The sequence below is a fragment of the Gaetbulibacter sp. M235 genome, from assembly GCF_043876835.1.
Classification (GTDB): Bacteria; Bacteroidota; Bacteroidia; order Flavobacteriales; family Flavobacteriaceae; genus Yeosuana.
Genome location: NZ_JBAWJZ010000006.1, coordinates 157,520 through 178,401 on the forward strand (window position 1 = coordinate 157,520; position 20,882 = coordinate 178,401).

The following is a 20,882-nucleotide window of genomic DNA, read 5'->3' on the forward strand; positions in this document are numbered from 1 at the left end:
AACCTAAAAGATGAAGTTAATCATTAAAGATCTTACTAAAACTTATAATAATGGAGTAAAGGCCATTGATAATTTAAATTTAGAAATAGGAGCAGGAATGTTTGGGTTATTAGGAAAAAATGGCGCTGGAAAATCATCTTTAATGAGAACCATTGCCACGTTACAAAGTCCCGATTCGGGTTCTATCACTTTTGGAGATATTGATGTTCTAGAAGATAAAATGGCTTTAAGGAAAATATTAGGGTATTTACCGCAGTCGTTTGGTGTGTATCCAAAAATGTCTGCCGAAGACTTATTGGATTATTTTGCAACACTTAAGGGTGTTAAATCCAAAGCAGATAGACAAAAACTGGTAAAAGAGGTTTTAGAAATCACAAACCTATATGATGTTAGGAAAAAAGAAGTGGCAGGATATTCGGGTGGAATGAAACAACGTTTTGGCATAGCTCAGTTACTATTAAATAATCCTAAATTAATTATTGTAGATGAACCAACAGCTGGTTTAGATCCTGCAGAACGCCAGAGGTTTTTAAATGTTCTGCGTGAAGTGGGAACCAATTGTACGGTGATTTTTTCAACCCATATTGTTGACGATGTTAAAGAATTATGTCATGAAATGGCTATTTTAGATGAAGGAAAAATTGTTAAGCAAATTACGCCAATTCTCGCGATAGAAGAAATTAAAGGTCAAATCTGGACTAAAATAATTGAACGTGATGAGTTGGAATCTATGGAAGCAACCTATAAAGTGCTTTCATCAAACTATAATCAAGATAACACTTTAAATATTCGGGTACATTCATTAGAACAACCAGCAGAAGATTTTAAAGATGCCACTCCACAATTAGATGATGTGTATTTTATTGCATTAAAAGAAGAACCTGTTCTTGCTTAATAATAGCAATATTTTTCTAACCAAAAACACAATACATGTTCTCAACAATATATTTACACGAATTAAGATACTGGTTTAAAAAACCTGCTTTTTACATATATATGGCAATTTTTTTAGTATTGTCATTATTTCTTTCTGCTAGTTCTGCAGGAATTTTTGATTTTTTAACAGTTTCAACCGGATCTTCTAAAATTGTAAACTCTCCAATGGGAGTTATTGGGTTATTTAATGGGTTAACAACCTTTATATTCTTTTTGTTTCCTTCAATTATTGGAGTAACCATTTACCGTGATTATAAAAGTGAAATGCATACTATTTTATATTCGTATCCATTTTCAAAAGCTAATTATTTATTTGCAAAGTTTCTTTCAGGGATAACCATTGTTACTATCATTACTTTGGTAATCGGACTAGGGATGTTAGTTGGTTTTAGATTGCCGGGAACAAATCAGGATATTGTTGGGCCAGTCATTTTGCAGGCTTATGTTCAGGCGTATTTTGTGTATATCATTCCTAATATATTACTGTTTGGAGCAATTGTATTTGCAGTTGTAACCTTTACAAGAAATATTGCGGCTGGATTTATAACAGTAGTGTTGTTAATGCTTGTTCAGGGAATTGTTGCCAATTTATTGTCAGATCCTGAAAACCGACTTATTTCATCTCTATTAGATCCATTTGGTGCTGAAGCTGCTAATTATTATACTCGGTATTGGACAGTTACCGAACAAAATGAAATGATGCTTCCTGTGAAAGGTGTAATTATTTATAACCGATTAATATGGTTAGGAATAGCTCTGGCTGTTTTTTCTTTAGTATTCAAATATTTTTCGTTTAGTCAAAATGCCATGTCATTTTCATTTAGAAAGACAAAAGGCGAACGTTCAACTAAAAGTAATTTTGGAGGTATTACCAAAATTCATTTGCCTAAAGTAGATTTTGATTTTTCATTTATTCAAAATTTAAAAACTACCTGGAGACTTTCTAATATAGATTTAAAGTATATCATAAAAAGCTGGCCGTTTATTAGTATTGTCTTAGTTGGGCTAATTTTTATTTTAATTTCTGCAACTGCTTTAGGCGAAATATTCGGAACCAAAACATTACCGGTTACATGGCAAATGCTTTTAATTCCAGGAAATAGTTTTTCTCTTTTTATCAACATTCTAACGTTTTTGTATGCCGGTATGTTGGTTCACAGAGGAAAAATGGATAACATGAACCATTTGATGGATGTCACACCAATTCCTAATTGGAGTTTACTGTTATCAAAGTTGATAGCCTTATTAAAAATGCAAGCGTTATTGTTGCTAGTTGTTATAATTGGCGGTATGATGATTCAAATTTATCATGGTTATTATGATTTTGAAATTGGTCATTATTTATATGAATTGTACATACTAAACTTTATAGGCTTTGCAATTTGGGCACTTTTATCTTTGTTTGTGCAAACACTTATTGGCAATCCATATTTAGGATTGTTTGTTTTGTTGGTTATTTCTATTGGAATTCCTTTTCTATCATTTGCAGGAATAGAACAGGCTATTTTTAAATATAACCAAGCTCCAGGGTTTCAATATTCAGATATGAATGGTTATGGAACCTCATTTTCGCCATACATTATTCATAAATTGTACTGGTTATTTTGTGGACTAATGCTATTGTGTTTTTCTGCATTATTTTGGGTTAGAGGTTTACCAAATTCTTTTAGAGAACGTTATACAATTGCTAAATCCCGCTTTAAAGGTTTTGTATTAGTTGGTTTTAGTGTTTGCTTTGTTGTTTTTTTAAGTTTAGGATCTACCATTTATTATGAGAATAATATTTTGAATGAAAGAATATCTTCTAAAGATCAGGAAAAGCGCTCCGTAACTTGGGAGAAAACTTATAAGAAGTATGAAAAAGCTTTGCAACCAAGAATAGTTTCAGTAAACTGTAATGTGAATATTTTTCCAAAGGAATTAAATTTTGATGCTACAGGAACCTATATTATGGTTAATAAAACAAAGGTTGCCATTGATAGTATTTTATTGAATTACAATGAGTATCCAAGTACTTTTGAGTTTAATAAACCAAACGATTTAGTTTCAAAGGACACCATTTTTAATTTCAATATTTATAAACTTAAAAAATCTCTTTTACCTGGCGACACCTTACAATTGAGTTTTGCTGTAAAAAACAAAACAAATACTTTTTTAAGAAATAATTCGCCAGTATTATACAATGGTACCTTTATTAATAATTTTCAATTATTTCCGTCTTTAGGATATGACAGTGGCTCTGAATTGCAGGATAATGAAGTTAGAAAAAAATACGGGTTACCAGACAATGATTTAAAGCCTGAACCTACAGATTCCACGGCTTTGGGAAATACCTACATTTCAAAAGACGCCGATTGGATTGATTTTGAAGCAACTGTAAGCACGTCTTTAGATCAAATTGCCATAGCACCAGGATATTTACAAAAGGAATGGAAAGAAGGTGAAAGGCATTATTTTCATTATAAAATGGATAGTAAGATTTTAAATTTTTATGCCTTTAATTCTGCTAAATATGAAATTAAAAAAGATACGTGGCATGATGTTAATTTAGAGATTTATCATCATAAAGGACATGAATTTAATTTGGATAGAATGATTGCTGGACTAAAAGCATCTTTAGATTATAATTCAAAAAACTTCAGTCCATATCAGCATAAACAAGCTCGTATCGTGGAATTTCCGAGAACCAGTGGCAGTTTTGCTCAATCTTTTCCTAACACCATTCCGTATTCTGAAGGTGTTGGTTTTATTGCAGATGTTGATGATACTGAAGAAGGTGGTGTAGATTACCCATTCGCAATTACAGTGCACGAAGTAGCGCATCAATGGTGGGCACATCAGGTTATTGGTGCCGATGTTTTAGGGGCAACCATGTTATCGGAAAGTCTTTCAGAATATGTTGCTTTAAAAGTATTGGAACATCAACACGGCAAATCAAAAATGCGTAAATTTTTAAAGAAAGCTTTAGACGATTATTTAACACAGAGAACTTTTGAGAATAAACGAGAAAAACCTTTAATGTACAATGATGGGCAAGGTTATATTCGTTACCAAAAAGGTTCTTTAGTGTTTTATGCATTGAGTGATTATATTGGAGAAGACACTTTGAATAATGCTTTAAAAAGCTATGTTGAAAAAGTAAAATTTCAGGAACCACCTTATACAACATCGGTTGAAATGGTTAATTATATTAAGCAGGCAACACCAGATAGTTTACAATATGTCATTCATGATATGTTTGAAACCATTACTTTATATTCAAACAGAATAGTTGATGTAAGTTCAAAAGCATTAGAAAATGGAAAATATCAGGTAGATATTGAGTTTAATGTGAGTAAATACAGAAATAACGAAAAAGGCAGAAAATATTATGGGACAAAAGTAGGGGACACCTTAAGTTATAAAACCGAAAGCATGAATAAACCAGAACTTTCAGTTTTGTTAGCAGATTACATCGATATTGGTGTTTTTACTCAAGAAGAAGCTGATGGTAAAAAGAAAGAAAAAGAATTGTATTTAAAGAAGCATAAGGTGACGGCCATCAATAATAGAGTAACTATTATAGTTAATGAAAAGCCTACAGAAGTTGGTGTCGATCCATATAACAAATTGATTGACACAAGTTCGGATGATAATAGGAGAGAGCTTTAATTTAAAAACTCACAAGAACAATAATAAATTAAATTTTAGGTTTTAAAGCAGGTAAATTAGTAATTTTGAATACTAAAATTTTTATCTCATATATGAATTATTTGCCCTACATATTCATAATTTTCCCTTTCTTATTGTTTTCTCAGGTTAATAAGGTTGAGAAAGATTCAACGGAATATGATTACTATCTTATTGAAGGAGATTCCATTCCAAGAGATACCATTCGTCTTAATGAAATTTATGTGCTTAACGGGCTAAAGTTTCCAAGTAAGGAAGACAGAATGCGATATTTAATTTTAAGGCGCAAAACCATTAAAGTATATCCGTATGCAAAAATGGCTGCAGATAGGCTGGATTCTTTAAATGCCAGGTTAGAAAAATTACCAAATAAGCGTGAAAAAAAGAAATACACTAAAAAAATTCAAAAATATATAGAAGGTGAGTTTTCAGAAAAACTAAAGAAATTTTCACGTACAGAAGGACAGATATTGATCAAGCTTATAAACAGACAAACAGGAGAAACCACGTATCAATTGGTAAAAGAACTGCGGAGTGGTTGGAGTGCTTTTTGGTTCAATACAACAGCAAGTATGTTTGATTTATCATTAAAAGAAGGGTATGATCCTATGAATGTTCTGGAAGATTATTTGATTGAAGATATTTTACAGCGCAATTTTTTAAGTGGTGTTTTAGAACGGCAACAAGCTGCCAAACCATACAACTTTTATGATTTGACCGATAAATGGTTAAGCAAAAAAAAGAAATAAATTCACTTCATGAAAATACAAACTCATTTTGAAGAAAAACTAAATGCACAAACACATGCTCTTGGTGCTGTTTTAGGAATTGTTGCATTGGTCTTACTTATAGTTTTTGATGCTCATAAAACGCCTTACAGCTTGTTTAGTGTTATCGTTTATGGGGTTTCTATCATTATTTTATTTTCTGCCTCAGCGTTATATCATTCGGTGAAAAGTGAAAGCAAAAAGCACTATTTCAGAATTGTAGATCACATAAGCATATACTTTTTAATAGCAGGCACTTATACGCCGGTTTTGCTTATTTCTTTGTATGGAAGTTTAGGCTGGACTTTATTTTATGTGGTTTGGGGAATTGCTATTTTCGGAATCATTTTAAAATTATTCTTTACGGGCAGATTTGAAATATTTTCGACCTTATTGTACTTAGTAATGGGTTGGCTAATCGTATTTGATTTTTCAAATACCTCGAAAGTGTTAGGCGATGGCATTTTGCTGCTTTTTGCTGGTGGCATGGCATACACTTTAGGAATTGTGTTTTATGTAATCCATCGCATTCCGTATCACCATGTTATTTGGCATCTGTTTGTTTTGGCTGGAGCCATCTTTCATTTTTTTATGATTTTCTTTTATGTCATTTAATATTTATTACCTTATTGAAACGTTATGACAGAATTTTTACAAGCGATTACCAAGCAACATTTTGAAGAAATTTCAGCTTTGGCAAACATCATTTGGCAAGAACATTATACATCAATTATTGGATTTGAACAGGTGGATTATATGGTGAAAAACTATCAGTCTGCAGAAGTGATGTATTCTCAATATAACGATGGGTACAGTTATTTTAAAGTGTATCATGACAACCAGTTTGTTGGTTATATTTCTATTAAAAAACAGGAAGACAGTTTGTTTTTAAGTAAGATTTATGTTTCTAAAGATTTTAGAGGACAAAAAATAGGGAAATCTGCCATGGAATTTGTTCAGGCCAAAGCCATTGAAATGAACTGTAAATCAATTACTCTTTGTGTAAACAGATTTAATGTAAATTCAATAAAGGCTTATGAAGCTATGGGATTTAAAACTGTTGGAGAAATGATAACCGATATTGGTAACGGCTTTGTAATGGATGATTATAAAATGGAGAAAGTATTATGATTTTTTTTCATTGTCACTTCGAGTGAAATTCTGAAAGAATTTTGTATCGAGAAGTCTATTTATATTGAAATTTCTCTTTTTGTCATGTCGAAATGAGGCACGATTGAGACATCACATAATTAATATTAAAAAATCTGATTGTTTAAAGTTTCCCAAGTTGGATTAAAATTTGATATCAATTTGTTTTTCTTTTCTCGCCTCCATTTTTTTAATTCCTTTTCTCTGTCAATTCCAAGTTTTGGAAAATCAAAAATTTCATAATAGACCAAGTATATACAATTGTATTTTCCAGCAAATGATTTTTTTGCATTTTGACTATCGAAATAGTGCTGAGATAATCTTTGTTGGATGTTGTTGGTAAACCCAATATATAATGTAGTTCTGTATTTGTTGGTAGTAATGTAAACGAAATAATTATTTTGCATAAACTAAATGTAGCAAATAGTTATGTTTTTATCGGAGTTATGCGATTTCTCACTGCGATCGAAATGACAAATCACCTCAAGTTTCTCCTTTAGTCATGTCGAAATGAGGCACGATTGAGACATCACAAGTCACAAACCCTGAGTTCTATCAATCCTCAAAAATATCTCTGTAATCCTCAAAAAAGGCTTCAAATAAACTCATGTTTTTATTAAAAAACTCCATCACATCACGCCATGTGTTTTTATTGTGAATAGACACTTTCTTGTCTAAAGGCACATAAACCCTTGAAATTTCTTTATCATTATCAAGAATATAAGTTTCTTCAAAAATAACTTCCGGTAAATAATCTTCCTTTAAAATAGATTGTAAAGATTGCAGTTTTTCCCAATATTTAATACGGTTTTCAAGATCATCTTCAAGATCTATAGCAACCAAAGCCGTTTTGGTATCAAAGTGAAATTTAAAACTAAAACCTTTAATTTTGGTGTCGTATAAAATCCATTTTCTCGGAAAAGACTTTCCAAAACTGGTCCAAAATTCATGTCGTAAAAGGCGTGATTCTTCTTTACTAAACATTACATTAAATACGCAATAACAATAGCTATAATTATAGTGATTAACTTGGTTAAGTTAAACTTATGGTTTTCGTTACTTTCAAACAAAATAGTGGTTGATATATGTAAAAAGATACCAATAACAATGCCCGATATTTCATTATAGTACGTTTGAAAAAACTCAAAGTTTTTTGATAATAAAACTCCTAGAGGCGTCATAAGAGCAAACACAATTAAAAAGAAGGCAACGTTTGCTTTACTTATTTTTGAAGCTAAAAAGAAGGTCGATAAAATAATGGCAACAGGTAATTTATGCACAATAATACCATAAATTAAATTATGATGCGCCTCAATAGGAATCCCTTCTAAAACAGAATGAATACATAAACTTATAAAAAGCAACCACGGAAACAACGTACTTTCTTTATTCAAATGTACATGACCATGCTCGGCACCTTTTGAGAAAAACTCCAGCACAATTTGAAGCATAATCCCAATCATGATAAACAATCCTATTGACTTCTGGTTGTTTTGATAAACTTCGGGTAAAAAGTTAAATACCGTAATAGAAAGTAAAAAAGCACCACTAAATGCCAGTAACAGTTTTAAATTTTTTTGTTGTGCCGGTTTTAAAATCACTACTATTAAAAACCCTAATAGCACGCTTAATATAGGAAGTATAATATTCAACATGTGTATTATTTAAAAATCATAACCAATCGTTCAGACGTTTGCAATCTAAATTTACTTAATTTATAATCGCCAAAAACATCCAGTAAATATACGCCAGCTTGTTCAAACAAAGCTTCAAAATCACTTAAAGTAAAGGCTTTTACACGTTCCTGGAAACTGTAATCAACACCTTCGTGCGTAAAATTAATATCCTTAAAAATATAGCCGTTTTGAGCATAACGCTTTAAAAAAAAGCTAATACCATCGATCACTTTTACTTCTTCTGAAACCAAGTTTTCAATAACAAAATCAGAATTCATAAAATCTATCACACCAAACCCAGTGTCATTAAGGTCTCCTTTTATAGCTTTAATAGTATTTAAGTTGTCCTCCTCATTTTCAAAGTACCCAAAACTGGTGAATAAATTAAATACTGCATCAAAAGGCTTGTTAAAAGGTTTGCACATATCGTGCACCTCAAAATGCAAATGCGGGTTTTCAAATTGTTTGGCAAAAGCAATACTGTTTTCAGACAAATCGGCACCAGTAACATCATAACCAAGCGTATTTAGATACACCGAGTGACGTCCTTTTCCACAAGCCAAATCTAAAATAGTCCCACCTTCAGGGATATTTAAATAATTGGTAAGGGTATCCATAAACGCATGCGCTTCGGCATCGTTTCTGTCTTTGTAAAGTATGTGGTAAAATGGTGTATCAAACCAAGAAGAAAACCATTCCGTAGTGTCTTTTATCATATACTTTTTTAATGGGTTTCCGTGCTGTTGCACGGTCAGGCTTTTCACTGTATCTTTTTCCTCTCTGTCTCTTTTTTTAATTCTTCCCTTTAGGAAGATGTTCGCTTGCGAACAGAAGGGAAAAAGGATGCCGCTTCAATCCTTAACCTAATTTTAAATAAACATTTAGATTGCCGCAAAATTAAGCTATTTTTGTAATCTATTTATAGTAAATAATGGAGAATAATTTTACAATGGTAGCCAAAACCTTATTTGGCTTTGAAGACTTATTGGCAAACGAACTTACACAACTTGGAGCACAAGATGTAAAAAAAGGGATTCGTAGTGTAAGTTTCTCTGGAGACAAAGGCTTTATGTATAAAGCTAATTTGGCTTTGCGTACCGCTATTAAAATATTAAAACCCATTGAAACCTTTGTAGTTACGGGTGAGCATGACTTGTACGAAAAGATTAAAGCCATGCCTTGGGAAACCTATTTAAAACCAACAGGAACCTTGGCTATCGATGCTACCATTCATTCCGATTTGTTTACCAATTCCCTGTACATTGCCCAAAAAACCAAAGATGCTATTGTGGATAGGTTTAGAGACCAAACCGGTGAACGACCCAATGTAGATTTACGTTTCCCGGATTTAAAGGTAAATATTCATATCGATAGACAACAATGTACGGTGTCTTTAGATTCTTCGGGAGACTCCTTACATAAACGTGGTTATAAAACAGCTACCAATATTGCACCTATAAACGAAGTGCTGGCAGCAGGATTAATTATGCTTTCTGGTTGGGATGGACAAACCGATTTTATGGACCCGATGTGTGGTAGTGGCACCATGCTTATTGAAGCCGCCATGATAGCTTGTAACATTCCGCCAAACTTAATGCGAAAAGAATTTGCCTTTGAACGCTGGCAGGATTGGGATGTGGATTTGTTTGAAAAAATTGAAGAATCTTTACTTAATAAAACACGCGATTTTCATTATAAAATCACAGGTTACGATAAAGCACCAAGTGCAGTTACTAAAGCCAAAGAGAACGTAAAAAATGCCCAGTTAGAAGATTTTATTGAGGTGAAGCATGAAGACTTTTTTAAAACCCAAAAAGGTGGTGACGATAAATTACACATGGTATTTAATCCGCCATATGGTGAGCGTTTAAATATTGATATGCAGGAGTTTTATAAAAGTATTGGTGACACCTTAAAACAAAATTACCCAAACACCGATGCCTGGTTTATTACAAGTAATCTGGATGCTTTAAAGCATGTGGGTTTACGGCCTTCGCGTAAAATACATTTGTTTAATGCCAAACTGGAAGCGCGTTTGGTTAAATACGAAATGTATGCCGGCAGTAAAAAAGGAAAGTATATGAAGTGATGGTCATTGTGAGCGTTATGCAATGAAGTGAAGCAATCTGTTAATTATTTGTGAGATTGCTTCAATCGTTCCTTTTTCACAATGACATTTGGTTAAATACGAAATGTCTGCTGGTAGTAAAAAAGGAAAGTATTTAAGGGAACCCGTTGGGTGTAATTATAAAAGAGAGAGGGTTAGTTATAGTTTTTGTCATTCCGACAGCGGAGGAATCTCATAAAATGATTAAATAATGTGATTTCTCATACTTCGAAATGACAAAATTGACTAATATTATATGTTATAAATAAAAATTTCGATAGCTTAAACTAATTTCACCCAATGGGTTAAGGTAATATTTTAATAGGTGCTCTTATACAATGTTGTGTAGCGTTTTTATACTGCGTTTTCAAGTCTTTTCATTAAATGTGACAAAAGACTCAAACCATCCAAACAATCTTTTTCACTAAATAAATCGGAATCTCTTAAATCTTTAATCTCTTCGTGTGAAACGGGGTTTCTACCGCCAGCTACAATTCCCATTGAAAGGAACTTCTGTCCATCTTCTATACTTTTTAAGGTGTCAGCGTGGAAATTTGAGCCATCTGATTTTTTGTAGGTAGAACATACGGACATTTGAGAATTATGACCAAAAACTTGACCCATCATATTTTGGTCACTTCCATTTGTTGAACCAGACTTGTTTCTTGTGTCTGTTATATACCGTTTAGCTGCTTCAATAAAAGCTCTGTAGAAATCCTTCTTTATGTAGTCAGTTTCAGCTGCGTTCTGAATTTGAGAATGTAATTGACGCCAATGAAAATAAGGGTAATCTGGAACAATAGTATGTAAGCTTTGAACAGCACTACTTTGAGTTTCCCCTGACATCTCTGAATTGTCAATAGAGTTTAACACTCCTTCAAGTTGTTCTCTAATATTTTCAGGTACTGTTGCTAACCAAGTAGGTACATCAACATTCGTTGTTTCTTTGATTCTAGCTTGCCTTTTTTCTTTTCTTTTGGTTCTCCAGATTCCTTCTAATGCTCTAATAGTATCCGATAAATATTCTCTTAATTTTTTAGTTATATCATTTTCCCAATTCAGGGACTGCCTATCAGTTGAGATAAAATCATCTTGATAGTCATCAACAAAGTCTACATCTAGCCATCCAGATAAGTAAGAGAAAAAGTGACTTGATTCTGCTCTGCCAAAAAACTCTGCTGAATTTACCATCCTGCCATTAGCGAAAAGTGTAATTCCCCTAAGACCCGGTTTAAGAGGTTTTTCAGTCGTGATTATTTTTCCACTTATTTCTCCCTTTTTATCGTAATCTTGATTTGATATATCCTTAAGTTCTGTAAAATCCCACTCAAATTCGGCAGTTATGTTCTCGTATTTTAGTTTATTATTTATTTCAATAATATCTCCATCATTCAGAGAAAGAAATACCTTGAAATGTTCGTCCTTAAAATTAAATAGTTTGGCAATACTGATTGAATAATCTTCTATTGAAAAACCAGATTTTCGTTTTAGTTCTTCGAGAACAATTAAAGTTCCTGACTCTTCTTCAGTTTTATTTATTTCAAATTCTGGGGAATAATCAGACCCTTCCCAAGTTAAAATATCGTTGTAATCAAGTGTAAACTTCACAGACTCATTGTCCTTCTGTGTAAGAATTGTGATTTTTGTCCCCAAGCCAAACAAAGCCAATTTCCCTAAACCTTTTTTACCAGTTGGTTTTCTATCACAGGAATTGATTTGATTTTCCTTTCTTCTATTTCTACCAATCCGCAAAAAATATTCGTTGACCTCAGCGAAAGACATTCCATCACCGTTATCTTGAACCTCAATTCTTAAAGAATCATTGTCGTACAGTCTAACATAAACTTCTGTAGCACAAGCATCATAAGAATTAGCTATTAATTCGGCTAAAGCTGGTGGAATATGAGAGTACATTTTTACACCAAGGTGCTCAATTGTATGAGCCTCAAATTTCATTATTAGTTTCTCATCTGCCATTGTTTGTATAGTTGTTTAAAATTGCTATACCTATTCTTTTGGCATATTCCGGAGGAACAGCGTTTCCTATTATTCTTGCAGTATCAGCAATTGATTTAGTTTTGAATTCAAAAGTTGTTGGGAATGATTGGAGTGTGGCTCCTTCTCTAATAGATAAAGCTCTGTTTTCATCAGGGTGAACAAATCTTCCGTTAGATATACTAAAAAATTTTGTAGTTATCGTAGGTGAAGGTCTATTCCACCATAATCTACCGAAGGTGTCTTTAAAAGAATCCGTTTTATTTTTAAAGCATCTAAGTTGTAAAGAAGGATTATTGGCAAACCCTAATCTGTCACCACCGTCTTTTTTTACATATTTTAATCGCTCAAGATTTATTTGAGATAATCCAGCTACGGAATGTTGAAATTTAGAATTATCTTTTGTTCCAGCTTCTATCTTTTTAAAACCGTTTTCTGAACCGAGTACATCTTTTACTACTAATCTCTTAGATTCAGATTTGAGTGGACTAACTTCTATCTCATTTATTCTATTCGCAATTAACGTAAAACGCTTTCGATTCTGTGGAACTCCGTAATCATTTACATTATGGATATCAAAGTGAATTGAATATTTCTTTTTTTTAAGCCAGTCAATAAAGCCCTGCAACCCACTTTCTTCTTTTTTCCTAAGAACACCTGGGACATTTTCTACAACTATATAACCTGGGTTCAAGTATCTCGCAAAACGTTGAAATTCTATTAGTAGATTTTTTGATTTTGATGATTTCTTTTTATCAGTATTAATAATACTCCAATATTGACAAGGACTGCATCCTATTAAAACTAAAGAATTATCGTTTCTTGTTAAACCAAGTTCTCTAGTAAGTTCTTTTTCTTTTAATTCAAAAACATCTGCTTCAATAAATTTTGCTCCTTCAATGTTTAATTCATAGGTTGCCTTGCATTTGTTTTCATTGTCTATTCCAGCTAAAACAGATATTCCTGCTTGGCTCATCCCTAGACTCATTCCGCCTCCACCACAATAGAAATCGACTGCTTTTAATTTGTTCATTTGTTTTTTAGTTCAAAGTTAATTTTTTCATTTAAATGCTACATAACGTTTAGGATAAGAATTCGTTTTTCAATGCTTTATATTCACTGATAAGCTAAGTTAGGGTAATTATACTACAAAATCTATAAGCACTTGTGTGTATTTTTAAGGAGTTATCAACGTTATTTTAGGGTGCGAGAGAAGACGTATTTTTTAATAAAATTTTTAAAGTATGACCAATATTAGTTTTTATAAGAAAATTTAAAAATAGCTTTGTTGTAAGTAATAAAAAACAATGTTATGAGCGATACTAAAACATGCTTGGTCTGCAAAAAATCATCTGAGGAAACACCGGTTACCAAATTTTACCATAAAAACAGTGCTTTTTATATTTGTCCACAACACATCCCTGTATTAATTCACAATCCACAGGAATTAGTTGGTTTATTGGATGGTGCTGATACTTTACAAGGCGGATAGGATAGTTTTTAATTGAAATCTATTGTCGGTTAGAGTGTTTTCCGAAAGGAAAATGAATCGAGAACTATTTTGAAGGCACTACCATTACAGGTATTTTTGAATGCCTGATGATGTGTTCTGAAACACTGCCTACCAGAAGATGCAACAAACCAGTTCTGCCATGAGTACCCATAACTATTAAATCGGCTTCCCAGATTTCTGCTGTTTTTATAATGTCTTTTGTTGGGCTGCCTTCTGGCATAAATTTCAAGATATCTTTGCCATTATACATAGTGGCCAATTCATCAAGGGTTTGTTCGGCTTTTTTTTTAAGGACTATTAAAGCTTGTTCCGGTAAAATGCCTGCATCTACGTTGCCCATTGCTTTTGAGGTGTCAACAACAAACAATAAGGCAACCTTGGCATCAACTTGGTGGGCCAACTCTAAACCTTTTTTTGCTGCTTGCATAGAGTATTCACTACTATCAACAGCGATTAAAATTTTTGAGTATGACATGATTTCTATTTAAAGACCGTATTCTATACTAATTTACAAATTTATTGTCTATCAGTTCAGAAAAAAGATCTTAATAGTTTATGATGGTTAAAAATTTTCTAGCCATAATAGAGCGGCTTCATGGGTTGAAAACACACTGAAAAAATATTTTTTATTTTTTGCTAGTTCTTGATATAACACCGTTAAAGCTGCGGTTTGTGGGTTGTCAATAATAATGGCATCGATAATGGTATCGTATTCTTCTAATGATTTATTGTTTTCATTAATGATAGTGTTTAAATCATTTACAGAGAATTTAAACGATGCTTGTAGCGAATCGGTTAAAATTTTTAATTTTCTTGGGTAGGTTTTATTTTCTTTGGTAACTCTTATGTATTCCACAATCTCATCTAAATATACATCATTTTTAAATTGTGACTCAAGAATATTTAAATCATTGTTAAAAGTAGATTTGATCATAGCCGTTTAATAATTAAAGTTTACCTGTTCGATTAAAAATTATCTGCTTAAAATTAAACAGTTAATGTTGTTTTGGGTTTCGTTTTATGTTTTTTAAAATCTAAGCAATTCACAATTATTGAGTTAAAATTACAATTTTTCAGGCTTCTTTTAAATGGTCTTATTAATTTAATTTAAGTAAGTTATTCTTAATAGTATCAAGTAATTGAGGTTTTACTGATACGGCATTTGCATAGATTTCCCAATTGTTTACAACGGTTTGTATGTCATCAATAATATGTTTTGCTTTTTTTATGTTCATGGCTTTAGCAAAAGTGAGTAAGTCGTTACGTGTAAAATCGTCGCGTTTACCATTTACGCTTAGTGCATGTTGATTAACCCATAAACTTCCTGGTCTGTAAGCATAACACACATCATAAGCAGGTGCCAGTTGCCAATTTTTACCTTGTTTTAAGATAAAAGAGAAGTTCTTGGTATGGTCATCACAGTTTTTTGCCAAGATATTGAATACCATTCTTCTGTACATTTGTTCGGCTTGCGGGTAGGGCAAACGTAGGATTCGCATGGTTTGGAACAACTGTTCGTAACTGAAACTTGCCATGTCGTTGAAATCGTAATGCTGCAGGGCACAAAGTGTTTGCACATGGTGTTTTGTGTTGTTTCCTTCGCGGTCGTAACGTTTGGTCATAAAATGGGCTCTACCATGTTCTTCAAGTAATATAGATTCCATCATATCAATACCACAATCGATAGCCATGTTGTAATAAGCCATTTCTATACGGCCATAACCTTGGCTCTCGCCAAATTGAGCATCACTGACTCCATCAAGTTTAATAAGCCAGTGCTCAAATCCTTTAGGAGCATTGGTTTGTCCTGAACGTACTTGTCCAGTTTTTTTATTATAAGCAATAATGGCTTTTGGGCGAGCTCCACCAGCAGAAGTTCCAATTTTAAGAATATCCATCATGGCTTGTTGTTCGTCCTCTATAATATTGGTTTCAAACTGTTCTCTTTGGTTTAACATTTTACGAGCAATATCGACAAGACTGTTTAGCTCTACTTCAAAAGTGCGTTTTGAAGGTTTTATTTGGGTGGGTTCAAATTCTAATGCGCCCATACCTCGTGTGCCAATAAAACAAAGTTGTTCTACTGGATTCATGCTGTTTTCTGAACGACCGTTTTGTGATAACCAACTATTTATCAATTGATTCCCATACTTGTCGGGCAAAACATCGGCTAATAAACCTGGTAATCCTTTAAAGGTGTCATAGCCATCTTTTTTTGTGCGTAATTCTGGGAATGAAAAAATTGAGGAGCCAGATTGAATAGGCATTTTAATGGGAGATAAATCAATACCTAAGGTTTTGAATTTCGGATCGTATTCAAAACTTGCATATCCTTTGGTTTCATCCCAAGATACTGCACCAACAATATGTCCCCATATTTTTATAAAAGCTGTTTTAGTACTTACCATGAGCTTTCATTTTTGTTTTCATTTGAATTGCTGCTTGCACGCTGACGCTTTTGTTTTTCCAGTTTAGCCAGTTGGATAGGGCTTAGTTGCGTTTCAATTTTGAATATATCCAGAATAGTTAACAGATTGAGTGCTCTTAATATTTGAATTAATGATGTAAGAGAAATAGCTTCTCCGTTTTCAATTTGACTTAACGTCCATCTATTAATACCTGCGTCTTCCGCAATTTTGGCCTGGGTTTTGTTTTGTTTTAGGCGTTCATGCTTTATATAGGCGCCAATAGATGAGATGATAGCATTATCACTCATTGAAATCCAATTTAAGTTGGTATTTTCCATCATTAAAATATATTTAAACAATTAATGCTTGTTTTTACTAGCGTAAATATACGAAAAATAATTAAATTTAAATATAAAATTGCTGTGTTAGTTGGTAAATACTATCAAAAAGTATAAGAATAATCAATAATATTGGTAAATACCAACAAATTAATTTTTATTCTTCTTGTATAATGGAATTAAATAAGAGATGGAATACCCATAACCAACGCCTATGCCACTGCTGTCGTAGGTTTTGTTAAACCCTGGAATGTAAATATTTTCAAAATTATCAGGAACCGTTTCACTCACTAAACCTTTAAGTTGCGCATTTAATCCTAAATACAGATTATTAAAGAGTTCGACTTTTATTCCTATGATAAGTTCAATCCAAAAAGCAGTTAAATCATTGAATTTTTGAGCCTCTGTAGACGAATATTGTTCACCCCAATATTGGCTGGTATTATAAACAGTAAAGTTATTAATCTGTTGACTAAAAGCAGATGCACCAACACGAAACCCAGAATAAACCATGTTATCCATATCAAGCCAGTTTTTATAAAGATTATAGTCAATACCGGCTTTTAAATAGGAGCCACTAGTGGTCACATCTAAATAATCATTCGTCGTAATTTTTTCTTCAATACCCAATTCTCCAGCAATATATAAGGCTTTTTTAATTCGGTAATCTGCATTGATTTCAAAACCTGTGTACTCGTCATCAGAGAAGGAACGAATAAGTTTTCCAATATCTCCACCAACACGAAGCCCATATTTCAGTTTTATTTTTAAGGAATCATTTACAGTTGAAATAATGCTGTCATTTTGTGCTTGTACTGGAATACAAAGCAGCAAAAACACACTAAGACTAATGAAATAACTTGAAATGCGCTGCTGTTTCATCTTCTACAGATTGATTATCGTTTAATGATTCTTTTGATTGTATCCAGTTGTCCGTATCGCTATTTATGGTAAGGGTTACGTTTTTAAATATCGTTTTATATCCGCAGGCCCTTGATACATATACTTGCTCTGTGACATAATTTATAGTAATAAAATCCTCGTTACCGCCAATAACATTATTTACATTGGTATATTCCTTATGAAGAGAATATTCAGTACTGTTTGAATTTGTTTTTAAAGGGATGGCAATTTCTGAAGTTGTTACAACATTATAATCGGTTAAAGGATTGTCGTTACCCACACCTTGCACTTTTAAGCCAACAACATTTTTTTTGTTTTCTTGGTTTGAAATGTCATAAAACTGAATAATTAAATTAGGTGTAGTTGCTGTACTTTCAGGACAAATATCGTCGGGTTCGCATCCCAAAGAAAGAATGGTTATAATCCCAAAAAGTATTGCCAATATTTTATAATGCTTCATTTACTTTTAAATATTCAATATTAGTTAGATAATTCTGACCGTTTTTCCAAAAGTACAACATTTTCAACATGAAATGTTTGTGGAAACATATCAACAGCCTGCACTTTAGTAACTTTATATATATCACTCATAAGCGCTAAATCTCTCGCTTGGGTAGCACTGTTACAGCTTACATACACTACTTTTTTAGGGGAAATGTTTAATATTTGCTCTACAACGTCCTTGTGCATACCATCACGCGGAGGATCTGTAATAATTACATCTGGCTGCCCGTGATATGCAATAAAACTATCATTAAAAACCTGTTTCATATCTCCTACAAAGAACTCAACGTTATTAATGTTATTTAATTGTGCGTTTTCTTTAGCAGCAACAATAGCATCTGGTACTGCTTCAACACCTATGACTTTTTTTGCTTGTTTTGCTACAAACTGTGCGATGGTACCGGTTCCTGTATATAAATCATAAACCAACTCTTTACCTGTTAATCCGGCAAAGTCTCTAGCAATTTTGTAAAGTTGATAAGCTTGACTTGAATTGGTTTGATAAAAAGATTTAGCATTTATTTTAAACTTTAAGCCTTCCATTTCCTCAAAAATATGATCACTTCCTTTGTATAAAATAACGTCTTGGTCATAAATGGTATCATTGGCTTTGCCATTAATCACATATTGTAATGATGTTATTTGAGGGAAGCTTTCAGCGATAAAATCTAAAAGTAACTCACGGTTCTTTTTATCTTCTTTAAAGAATTGAAACATTACCATAATATCACCAGTACTAGAAGTACGAATCATCATGGTGCGTAAAAATCCGGTTTGATTTCGTGTGCTAAAAAATTCCAAATGGTTTTCAATGGCAAATTTTTTGACACTGTTTCTAATATCGTTTGAAGGGTCTTCCTGTAAGTGACAGGCTTTTAAATCTAAAATTTTATCCCACATACCTGGAATATGAAATCCCAGTGCATTTTTATCTCCTAAATCTTGGTCAGATTGTACTTCTTCAAGAGTTAACCAGCGAGAGTCACTAAATGAAAACTCCATTTTATTTCTATAGAAATATTGTTTTTCTGAACCTAAAATAGGAGTGACTTCTGGCAATTCAATATGCCCGATTCGGGTTAAATTATTAACTACTTCATTTTGTTTGTAGTACAGTTGATGCTCATAAGCCATGTCCTGCCATTTGCAGCCACCACAAACACCAAAATGCTCACATACCGGTTGTGTTCTTTTTTCAGAACGTTTGTGGAAATTCACAGCTTTCCCTTCGTAATAAGCTTTACGCGCTTTAAAAGTTTGGACATCAACTATGTCTCCTGGTACAGCATTTGATAAAAAAATAACCTTTCCATCTGGTGCCTTAGCTATTGTTTTGCCTTTTGCTCCGGCATCAATAATTTCTATATTTGTAAAAATTTGTTTTTTGTTTTTTCTTGACATGCTGCAAAAGTAATTTCTTTTTAGATTTATGAACCAATCAAAATGTTATTTTTTAAGATTTATGTAGGTTTAATTTCATGAATTCAAGCATAAAAGCATATTTAATAAAAACTAAACACAACACTTTCTTTAACACTTAATATTTAGTAACTTGCAAGCCCTAGGGATGATTTCTCTCCCACGCTGCTTTTTCGGGTTCTTCGAAAGAATAAAGGTACAGAAGGAATGGTTATTTTTTCAATTTAATTTAAATTAAAATGGCTGTTTTAGACCAATTAACTTCGCAACAAGCGATTGAATTAGAAAATAAGTATGGTGCCCATAACTATCACCCATTACCTGTTGTATTAACTAGAGGAGAAGGTGTATATGTTTGGGATGTTGATGGAAAAAAGTATTATGATTTTTTATCGGCTTATTCCGCAGTAAACCAAGGGCATTGTCACCCAAAAATTGTTAACGCCTTAGTTAATCAATCCCAAAACTTAACACTTACATCCAGAGCATTTTATAACGATGTATTAGGAAAGTACGAAAAATATGCCTGTGAATATTTTGGTTTTGATAAACTATTACCTATGAATACTGGTGCAGAAGCAGTTGAAACTGCTTTAAAACTATGTAGAAAATGGGCTTATGAAGTAAAAGGGATTGATGAAAATGCAGCTGAAATCATTGTTTGTAAAAATAATTTCCATGGCAGGACGACAACCATCATTTCATTTTCAAATGATCCGGTGGCTCGTAAACATTTTGGGCCTTTCACAAACGGGTTTATTAAAATAGATTACAATAATTTAGAAGCTTTAGAAACAGCTTTAAAAAATAACCCAAATGTTGCAGGGTTTTTGGTAGAGCCTATACAAGGCGAAGCAGGTGTTTATGTTCCAGACGATGGCTATTTAGCTAAAGCCAAGAAATTATGTGAAGCTCATAATGTTTTATTTATTGCAGATGAAGTTCAAACAGGAATTGCACGTACAGGAAAATTATTGGCAGTAGATTACGAGAACGTAAAAGCCGATATCCTTATTTTGGGGAAGGCAATTAGTGGCGGTGTTTATCCGGTTTCAGCAGTTTTGGCTAACGATAATATTATGAATGTTATTAAGCCAGGAAATCACGGAAGCACGTTTGGAGGTAATCCATTAGCTGCTGCTGTTGCCATGGCTGCACTTGAAGTAATAAAAGACGAACAGTTGGCAGAAAACGCTTATAAGCTGGGGAATTTGTTCAGAAGCGAATTGCAGAAATATATTGATACCAGTAATATAGTAAAACTGGTAAGAGGAAAAGGGCTGCTTAATTCCATTCTAATCAATGATGACGAGGAAAGTGATACAGCTTGGAACATTTGTTTAGCTTTACGAGACAATGGTTTACTTGCTAAACCAACACATGGTAATATTATTCGTTTTGCGCCACCATTGGTTATGACCGAAGAACAGCTGTTAGATTGTGTTTCTATTATTATAAAAACATTAAAGCAGTTTGATAGTTAAAATAAATCAATAAA

The 20,882-nt window shown here is 32.8% G+C and carries 21 protein-coding genes; 8 read left to right on the forward strand and 13 right to left on the reverse strand.

The window, feature by feature from the left end; genetic code table 11:
• Positions 1–10 precede the first annotated feature (10 nt).
• The 5 genes from V8G69_RS11360 to V8G69_RS11380 all read left to right on the forward strand — a co-directional run bounded on the left by V8G69_RS11360 (position 11) and on the right by V8G69_RS11380 (position 6,503).
• Positions 11–895: an ABC transporter ATP-binding protein gene (locus V8G69_RS11360; protein WP_394882057.1), complete on the forward strand. Its 885-nt coding sequence runs from the start codon at positions 11–13 to the stop codon at positions 893–895.
• A gap of 35 nt (positions 896–930) precedes the next feature.
• Positions 931–4,587, forward strand: coding sequence for a M1 family aminopeptidase (locus V8G69_RS11365; RefSeq protein ID WP_394882058.1), 3,657 nt, complete (start codon positions 931–933; stop codon positions 4,585–4,587).
• Positions 4,588–4,679: 92 nt separating this feature from the next.
• Positions 4,680–5,354 carry a DUF4294 domain-containing protein gene (locus V8G69_RS11370; protein ID WP_394882059.1) on the forward strand — a complete coding sequence of 225 codons (675 nt, stop codon included), beginning with the start codon at positions 4,680–4,682 and terminating at the stop codon, positions 5,352–5,354.
• Between the two features lie 9 nt (positions 5,355–5,363).
• Positions 5,364–5,987 (forward strand): hemolysin III family protein, encoded by a 624-nt coding sequence (locus V8G69_RS11375; RefSeq protein WP_394882061.1) that lies wholly within the window; start codon positions 5,364–5,366, stop codon positions 5,985–5,987.
• Positions 5,988–6,011: 24 nt separating this feature from the next.
• Positions 6,012–6,503, forward strand: coding sequence for a GNAT family N-acetyltransferase (locus V8G69_RS11380; RefSeq protein WP_394882062.1), 492 nt, complete (start codon positions 6,012–6,014; stop codon positions 6,501–6,503).
• A 125-nt stretch (positions 6,504–6,628) separates the two neighbouring features.
• Here V8G69_RS11380 and V8G69_RS11385 read toward each other — a convergent pair whose 3' ends face one another.
• From V8G69_RS11385 to V8G69_RS11400, 4 genes are all read right to left on the reverse strand, one after another.
• On the reverse strand, positions 6,629–6,928 hold the full coding sequence (locus V8G69_RS11385) for a GIY-YIG nuclease family protein (protein WP_394882063.1): 300 nt from the start codon (positions 6,926–6,928) through the stop codon (positions 6,629–6,631).
• A 148-nt stretch (positions 6,929–7,076) separates the two neighbouring features.
• Entirely contained in the window at positions 7,077–7,505 is a 429-nt protein-coding gene (locus tag V8G69_RS11390) for a DUF4268 domain-containing protein (protein ID WP_394882064.1), read from the reverse strand.
• Positions 7,505–8,176, reverse strand: coding sequence for a ZIP family metal transporter (locus tag V8G69_RS11395; RefSeq protein WP_394882065.1), 672 nt, complete (start codon positions 8,174–8,176; stop codon positions 7,505–7,507). The genes V8G69_RS11390 and V8G69_RS11395 overlap by 1 nt, the downstream gene beginning before the upstream one ends.
• A gap of 5 nt (positions 8,177–8,181) precedes the next feature.
• Positions 8,182–8,913, reverse strand: a complete 732-nt coding sequence (locus V8G69_RS11400) for a class I SAM-dependent methyltransferase (protein WP_394882161.1) — start codon at positions 8,911–8,913, stop codon at positions 8,182–8,184.
• Positions 8,914–9,128: 215 nt separating this feature from the next.
• On the opposite strand from V8G69_RS11400, the gene V8G69_RS11405 reads away from it, so the two are divergent.
• Positions 9,129–10,286, forward strand: coding sequence for a class I SAM-dependent RNA methyltransferase (locus tag V8G69_RS11405; protein ID WP_394882066.1), 1,158 nt, complete (start codon positions 9,129–9,131; stop codon positions 10,284–10,286).
• Positions 10,287–10,658: 372 nt separating this feature from the next.
• Here V8G69_RS11405 and V8G69_RS11410 read toward each other — a convergent pair whose 3' ends face one another.
• Together V8G69_RS11410 and V8G69_RS11415 are read right to left on the reverse strand one after the other, a co-directional pair.
• The gene (locus V8G69_RS11410; RefSeq protein WP_394882067.1) at positions 10,659–12,281 is read right to left on the reverse strand and encodes a TIGR02391 family protein; all 1,623 of its coding nucleotides are present in this window, start codon (positions 12,279–12,281) and stop codon (positions 10,659–10,661) included.
• Entirely contained in the window at positions 12,271–13,332 is a 1,062-nt protein-coding gene (locus V8G69_RS11415) for a DNA cytosine methyltransferase (protein WP_394882068.1), read from the reverse strand. The genes V8G69_RS11410 and V8G69_RS11415 overlap by 11 nt, the downstream gene beginning before the upstream one ends.
• 279 nt (positions 13,333–13,611) lie before the next feature.
• Between V8G69_RS11415 and V8G69_RS11420 the strand changes: the two genes are divergently transcribed.
• A complete protein-coding gene (locus V8G69_RS11420) occupies positions 13,612–13,791 on the forward strand; it encodes a hypothetical protein (protein WP_394882069.1) in 180 nt (59 codons plus the stop codon).
• Positions 13,792–13,855: 64 nt separating this feature from the next.
• On the opposite strand, the gene V8G69_RS11425 is transcribed toward V8G69_RS11420, so the two are convergent.
• The 7 genes from V8G69_RS11425 to rlmD all read right to left on the reverse strand — a co-directional run bounded on the left by V8G69_RS11425 (position 13,856) and on the right by rlmD (position 19,366).
• Positions 13,856–14,287 carry a universal stress protein gene (locus V8G69_RS11425; RefSeq protein WP_394882070.1) on the reverse strand — a complete coding sequence of 144 codons (432 nt, stop codon included), beginning with the start codon at positions 14,285–14,287 and terminating at the stop codon, positions 13,856–13,858.
• Positions 14,288–14,374: 87 nt separating this feature from the next.
• Positions 14,375–14,746, reverse strand: coding sequence for a hypothetical protein (locus V8G69_RS11430; protein ID WP_394882071.1), 372 nt, complete (start codon positions 14,744–14,746; stop codon positions 14,375–14,377).
• A 163-nt stretch (positions 14,747–14,909) separates the two neighbouring features.
• Positions 14,910–16,220 (reverse strand): type II toxin-antitoxin system HipA family toxin, encoded by a 1,311-nt coding sequence (locus tag V8G69_RS11435; protein WP_394882072.1) that lies wholly within the window; start codon positions 16,218–16,220, stop codon positions 14,910–14,912.
• Positions 16,214–16,561, reverse strand: a complete 348-nt coding sequence (locus tag V8G69_RS11440; protein WP_394882073.1) for a helix-turn-helix domain-containing protein — start codon at positions 16,559–16,561, stop codon at positions 16,214–16,216. Before V8G69_RS11440 ends, V8G69_RS11435 begins: the two co-directional genes overlap by 7 nt.
• A 147-nt stretch (positions 16,562–16,708) precedes the next feature.
• Positions 16,709–17,440 carry a DUF6048 family protein gene (locus V8G69_RS11445; protein ID WP_394882074.1) on the reverse strand — a complete coding sequence of 244 codons (732 nt, stop codon included), beginning with the start codon at positions 17,438–17,440 and terminating at the stop codon, positions 16,709–16,711.
• Positions 17,406–17,921: a DUF6452 family protein gene (locus V8G69_RS11450; protein WP_394882075.1), complete on the reverse strand. Its 516-nt coding sequence runs from the start codon at positions 17,919–17,921 to the stop codon at positions 17,406–17,408. The genes V8G69_RS11445 and V8G69_RS11450 overlap by 35 nt, the downstream gene beginning before the upstream one ends.
• A gap of 20 nt (positions 17,922–17,941) precedes the next feature.
• On the reverse strand, positions 17,942–19,366 hold the full coding sequence (gene rlmD, locus V8G69_RS11455; RefSeq protein ID WP_394882076.1) for a 23S rRNA (uracil(1939)-C(5))-methyltransferase RlmD: 1,425 nt from the start codon (positions 19,364–19,366) through the stop codon (positions 17,942–17,944).
• Positions 19,367–19,623: 257 nt separating this feature from the next.
• Here rlmD and rocD point away from each other — a divergent pair, with 257 nt between their 5' ends.
• Positions 19,624–20,868: an ornithine--oxo-acid transaminase gene (gene rocD / locus V8G69_RS11460; RefSeq protein ID WP_394882078.1), complete on the forward strand. Its 1,245-nt coding sequence runs from the start codon at positions 19,624–19,626 to the stop codon at positions 20,866–20,868.
• Positions 20,869–20,882: the final 14 nt, after the last annotated feature.

Bases quoted from the DNA above. Each gene is read 5' to 3' on its own strand.
- V8G69_RS11400 (WP_394882161.1), bottom strand. From the start codon at position 8,913: ATGATAAAAGACACTACGGAATGGTTTTCTTCTTGGTTTGATACACCA.
- V8G69_RS11450 (WP_394882075.1), bottom strand. From the start codon at position 17,921: ATGAAGCATTATAAAATATTGGCAATACTTTTTGGGATTATAACCATT.
- V8G69_RS11430 (WP_394882071.1), bottom strand. From the start codon at position 14,746: ATGATCAAATCTACTTTTAACAATGATTTAAATATTCTTGAGTCACAA.
- V8G69_RS11410 (WP_394882067.1), bottom strand. From the start codon at position 12,281: ATGGCAGATGAGAAACTAATAATGAAATTTGAGGCTCATACAATTGAG.
- V8G69_RS11370 (WP_394882059.1), top strand. From the start codon at position 4,680: ATGAATTATTTGCCCTACATATTCATAATTTTCCCTTTCTTATTGTTT.
- V8G69_RS11440 (WP_394882073.1), bottom strand. From the start codon at position 16,561: ATGATGGAAAATACCAACTTAAATTGGATTTCAATGAGTGATAATGCT.
- V8G69_RS11425 (WP_394882070.1), bottom strand. From the start codon at position 14,287: ATGTCATACTCAAAAATTTTAATCGCTGTTGATAGTAGTGAATACTCT.
- V8G69_RS11445 (WP_394882074.1), bottom strand. From the start codon at position 17,440: ATGAAACAGCAGCGCATTTCAAGTTATTTCATTAGTCTTAGTGTGTTT.
- V8G69_RS11435 (WP_394882072.1), bottom strand. From the start codon at position 16,220: ATGGTAAGTACTAAAACAGCTTTTATAAAAATATGGGGACATATTGTT.
- V8G69_RS11365 (WP_394882058.1), top strand. From the start codon at position 931: ATGTTCTCAACAATATATTTACACGAATTAAGATACTGGTTTAAAAAA.
- V8G69_RS11380 (WP_394882062.1), top strand. From the start codon at position 6,012: ATGACAGAATTTTTACAAGCGATTACCAAGCAACATTTTGAAGAAATT.
- V8G69_RS11375 (WP_394882061.1), top strand. From the start codon at position 5,364: ATGAAAATACAAACTCATTTTGAAGAAAAACTAAATGCACAAACACAT.
- V8G69_RS11395 (WP_394882065.1), bottom strand. From the start codon at position 8,176: ATGTTGAATATTATACTTCCTATATTAAGCGTGCTATTAGGGTTTTTA.
- V8G69_RS11415 (WP_394882068.1), bottom strand. From the start codon at position 13,332: ATGAACAAATTAAAAGCAGTCGATTTCTATTGTGGTGGAGGCGGAATG.
- V8G69_RS11390 (WP_394882064.1), bottom strand. From the start codon at position 7,505: ATGTTTAGTAAAGAAGAATCACGCCTTTTACGACATGAATTTTGGACC.
- V8G69_RS11360 (WP_394882057.1), top strand. From the start codon at position 11: ATGAAGTTAATCATTAAAGATCTTACTAAAACTTATAATAATGGAGTA.
- V8G69_RS11405 (WP_394882066.1), top strand. From the start codon at position 9,129: ATGGAGAATAATTTTACAATGGTAGCCAAAACCTTATTTGGCTTTGAA.
- rocD (WP_394882078.1), top strand. From the start codon at position 19,624: ATGGCTGTTTTAGACCAATTAACTTCGCAACAAGCGATTGAATTAGAA.
- V8G69_RS11420 (WP_394882069.1), top strand. From the start codon at position 13,612: ATGAGCGATACTAAAACATGCTTGGTCTGCAAAAAATCATCTGAGGAA.
- rlmD (WP_394882076.1), bottom strand. From the start codon at position 19,366: ATGTCAAGAAAAAACAAAAAACAAATTTTTACAAATATAGAAATTATT.
- V8G69_RS11385 (WP_394882063.1), bottom strand. From the start codon at position 6,928: ATGCAAAATAATTATTTCGTTTACATTACTACCAACAAATACAGAACT.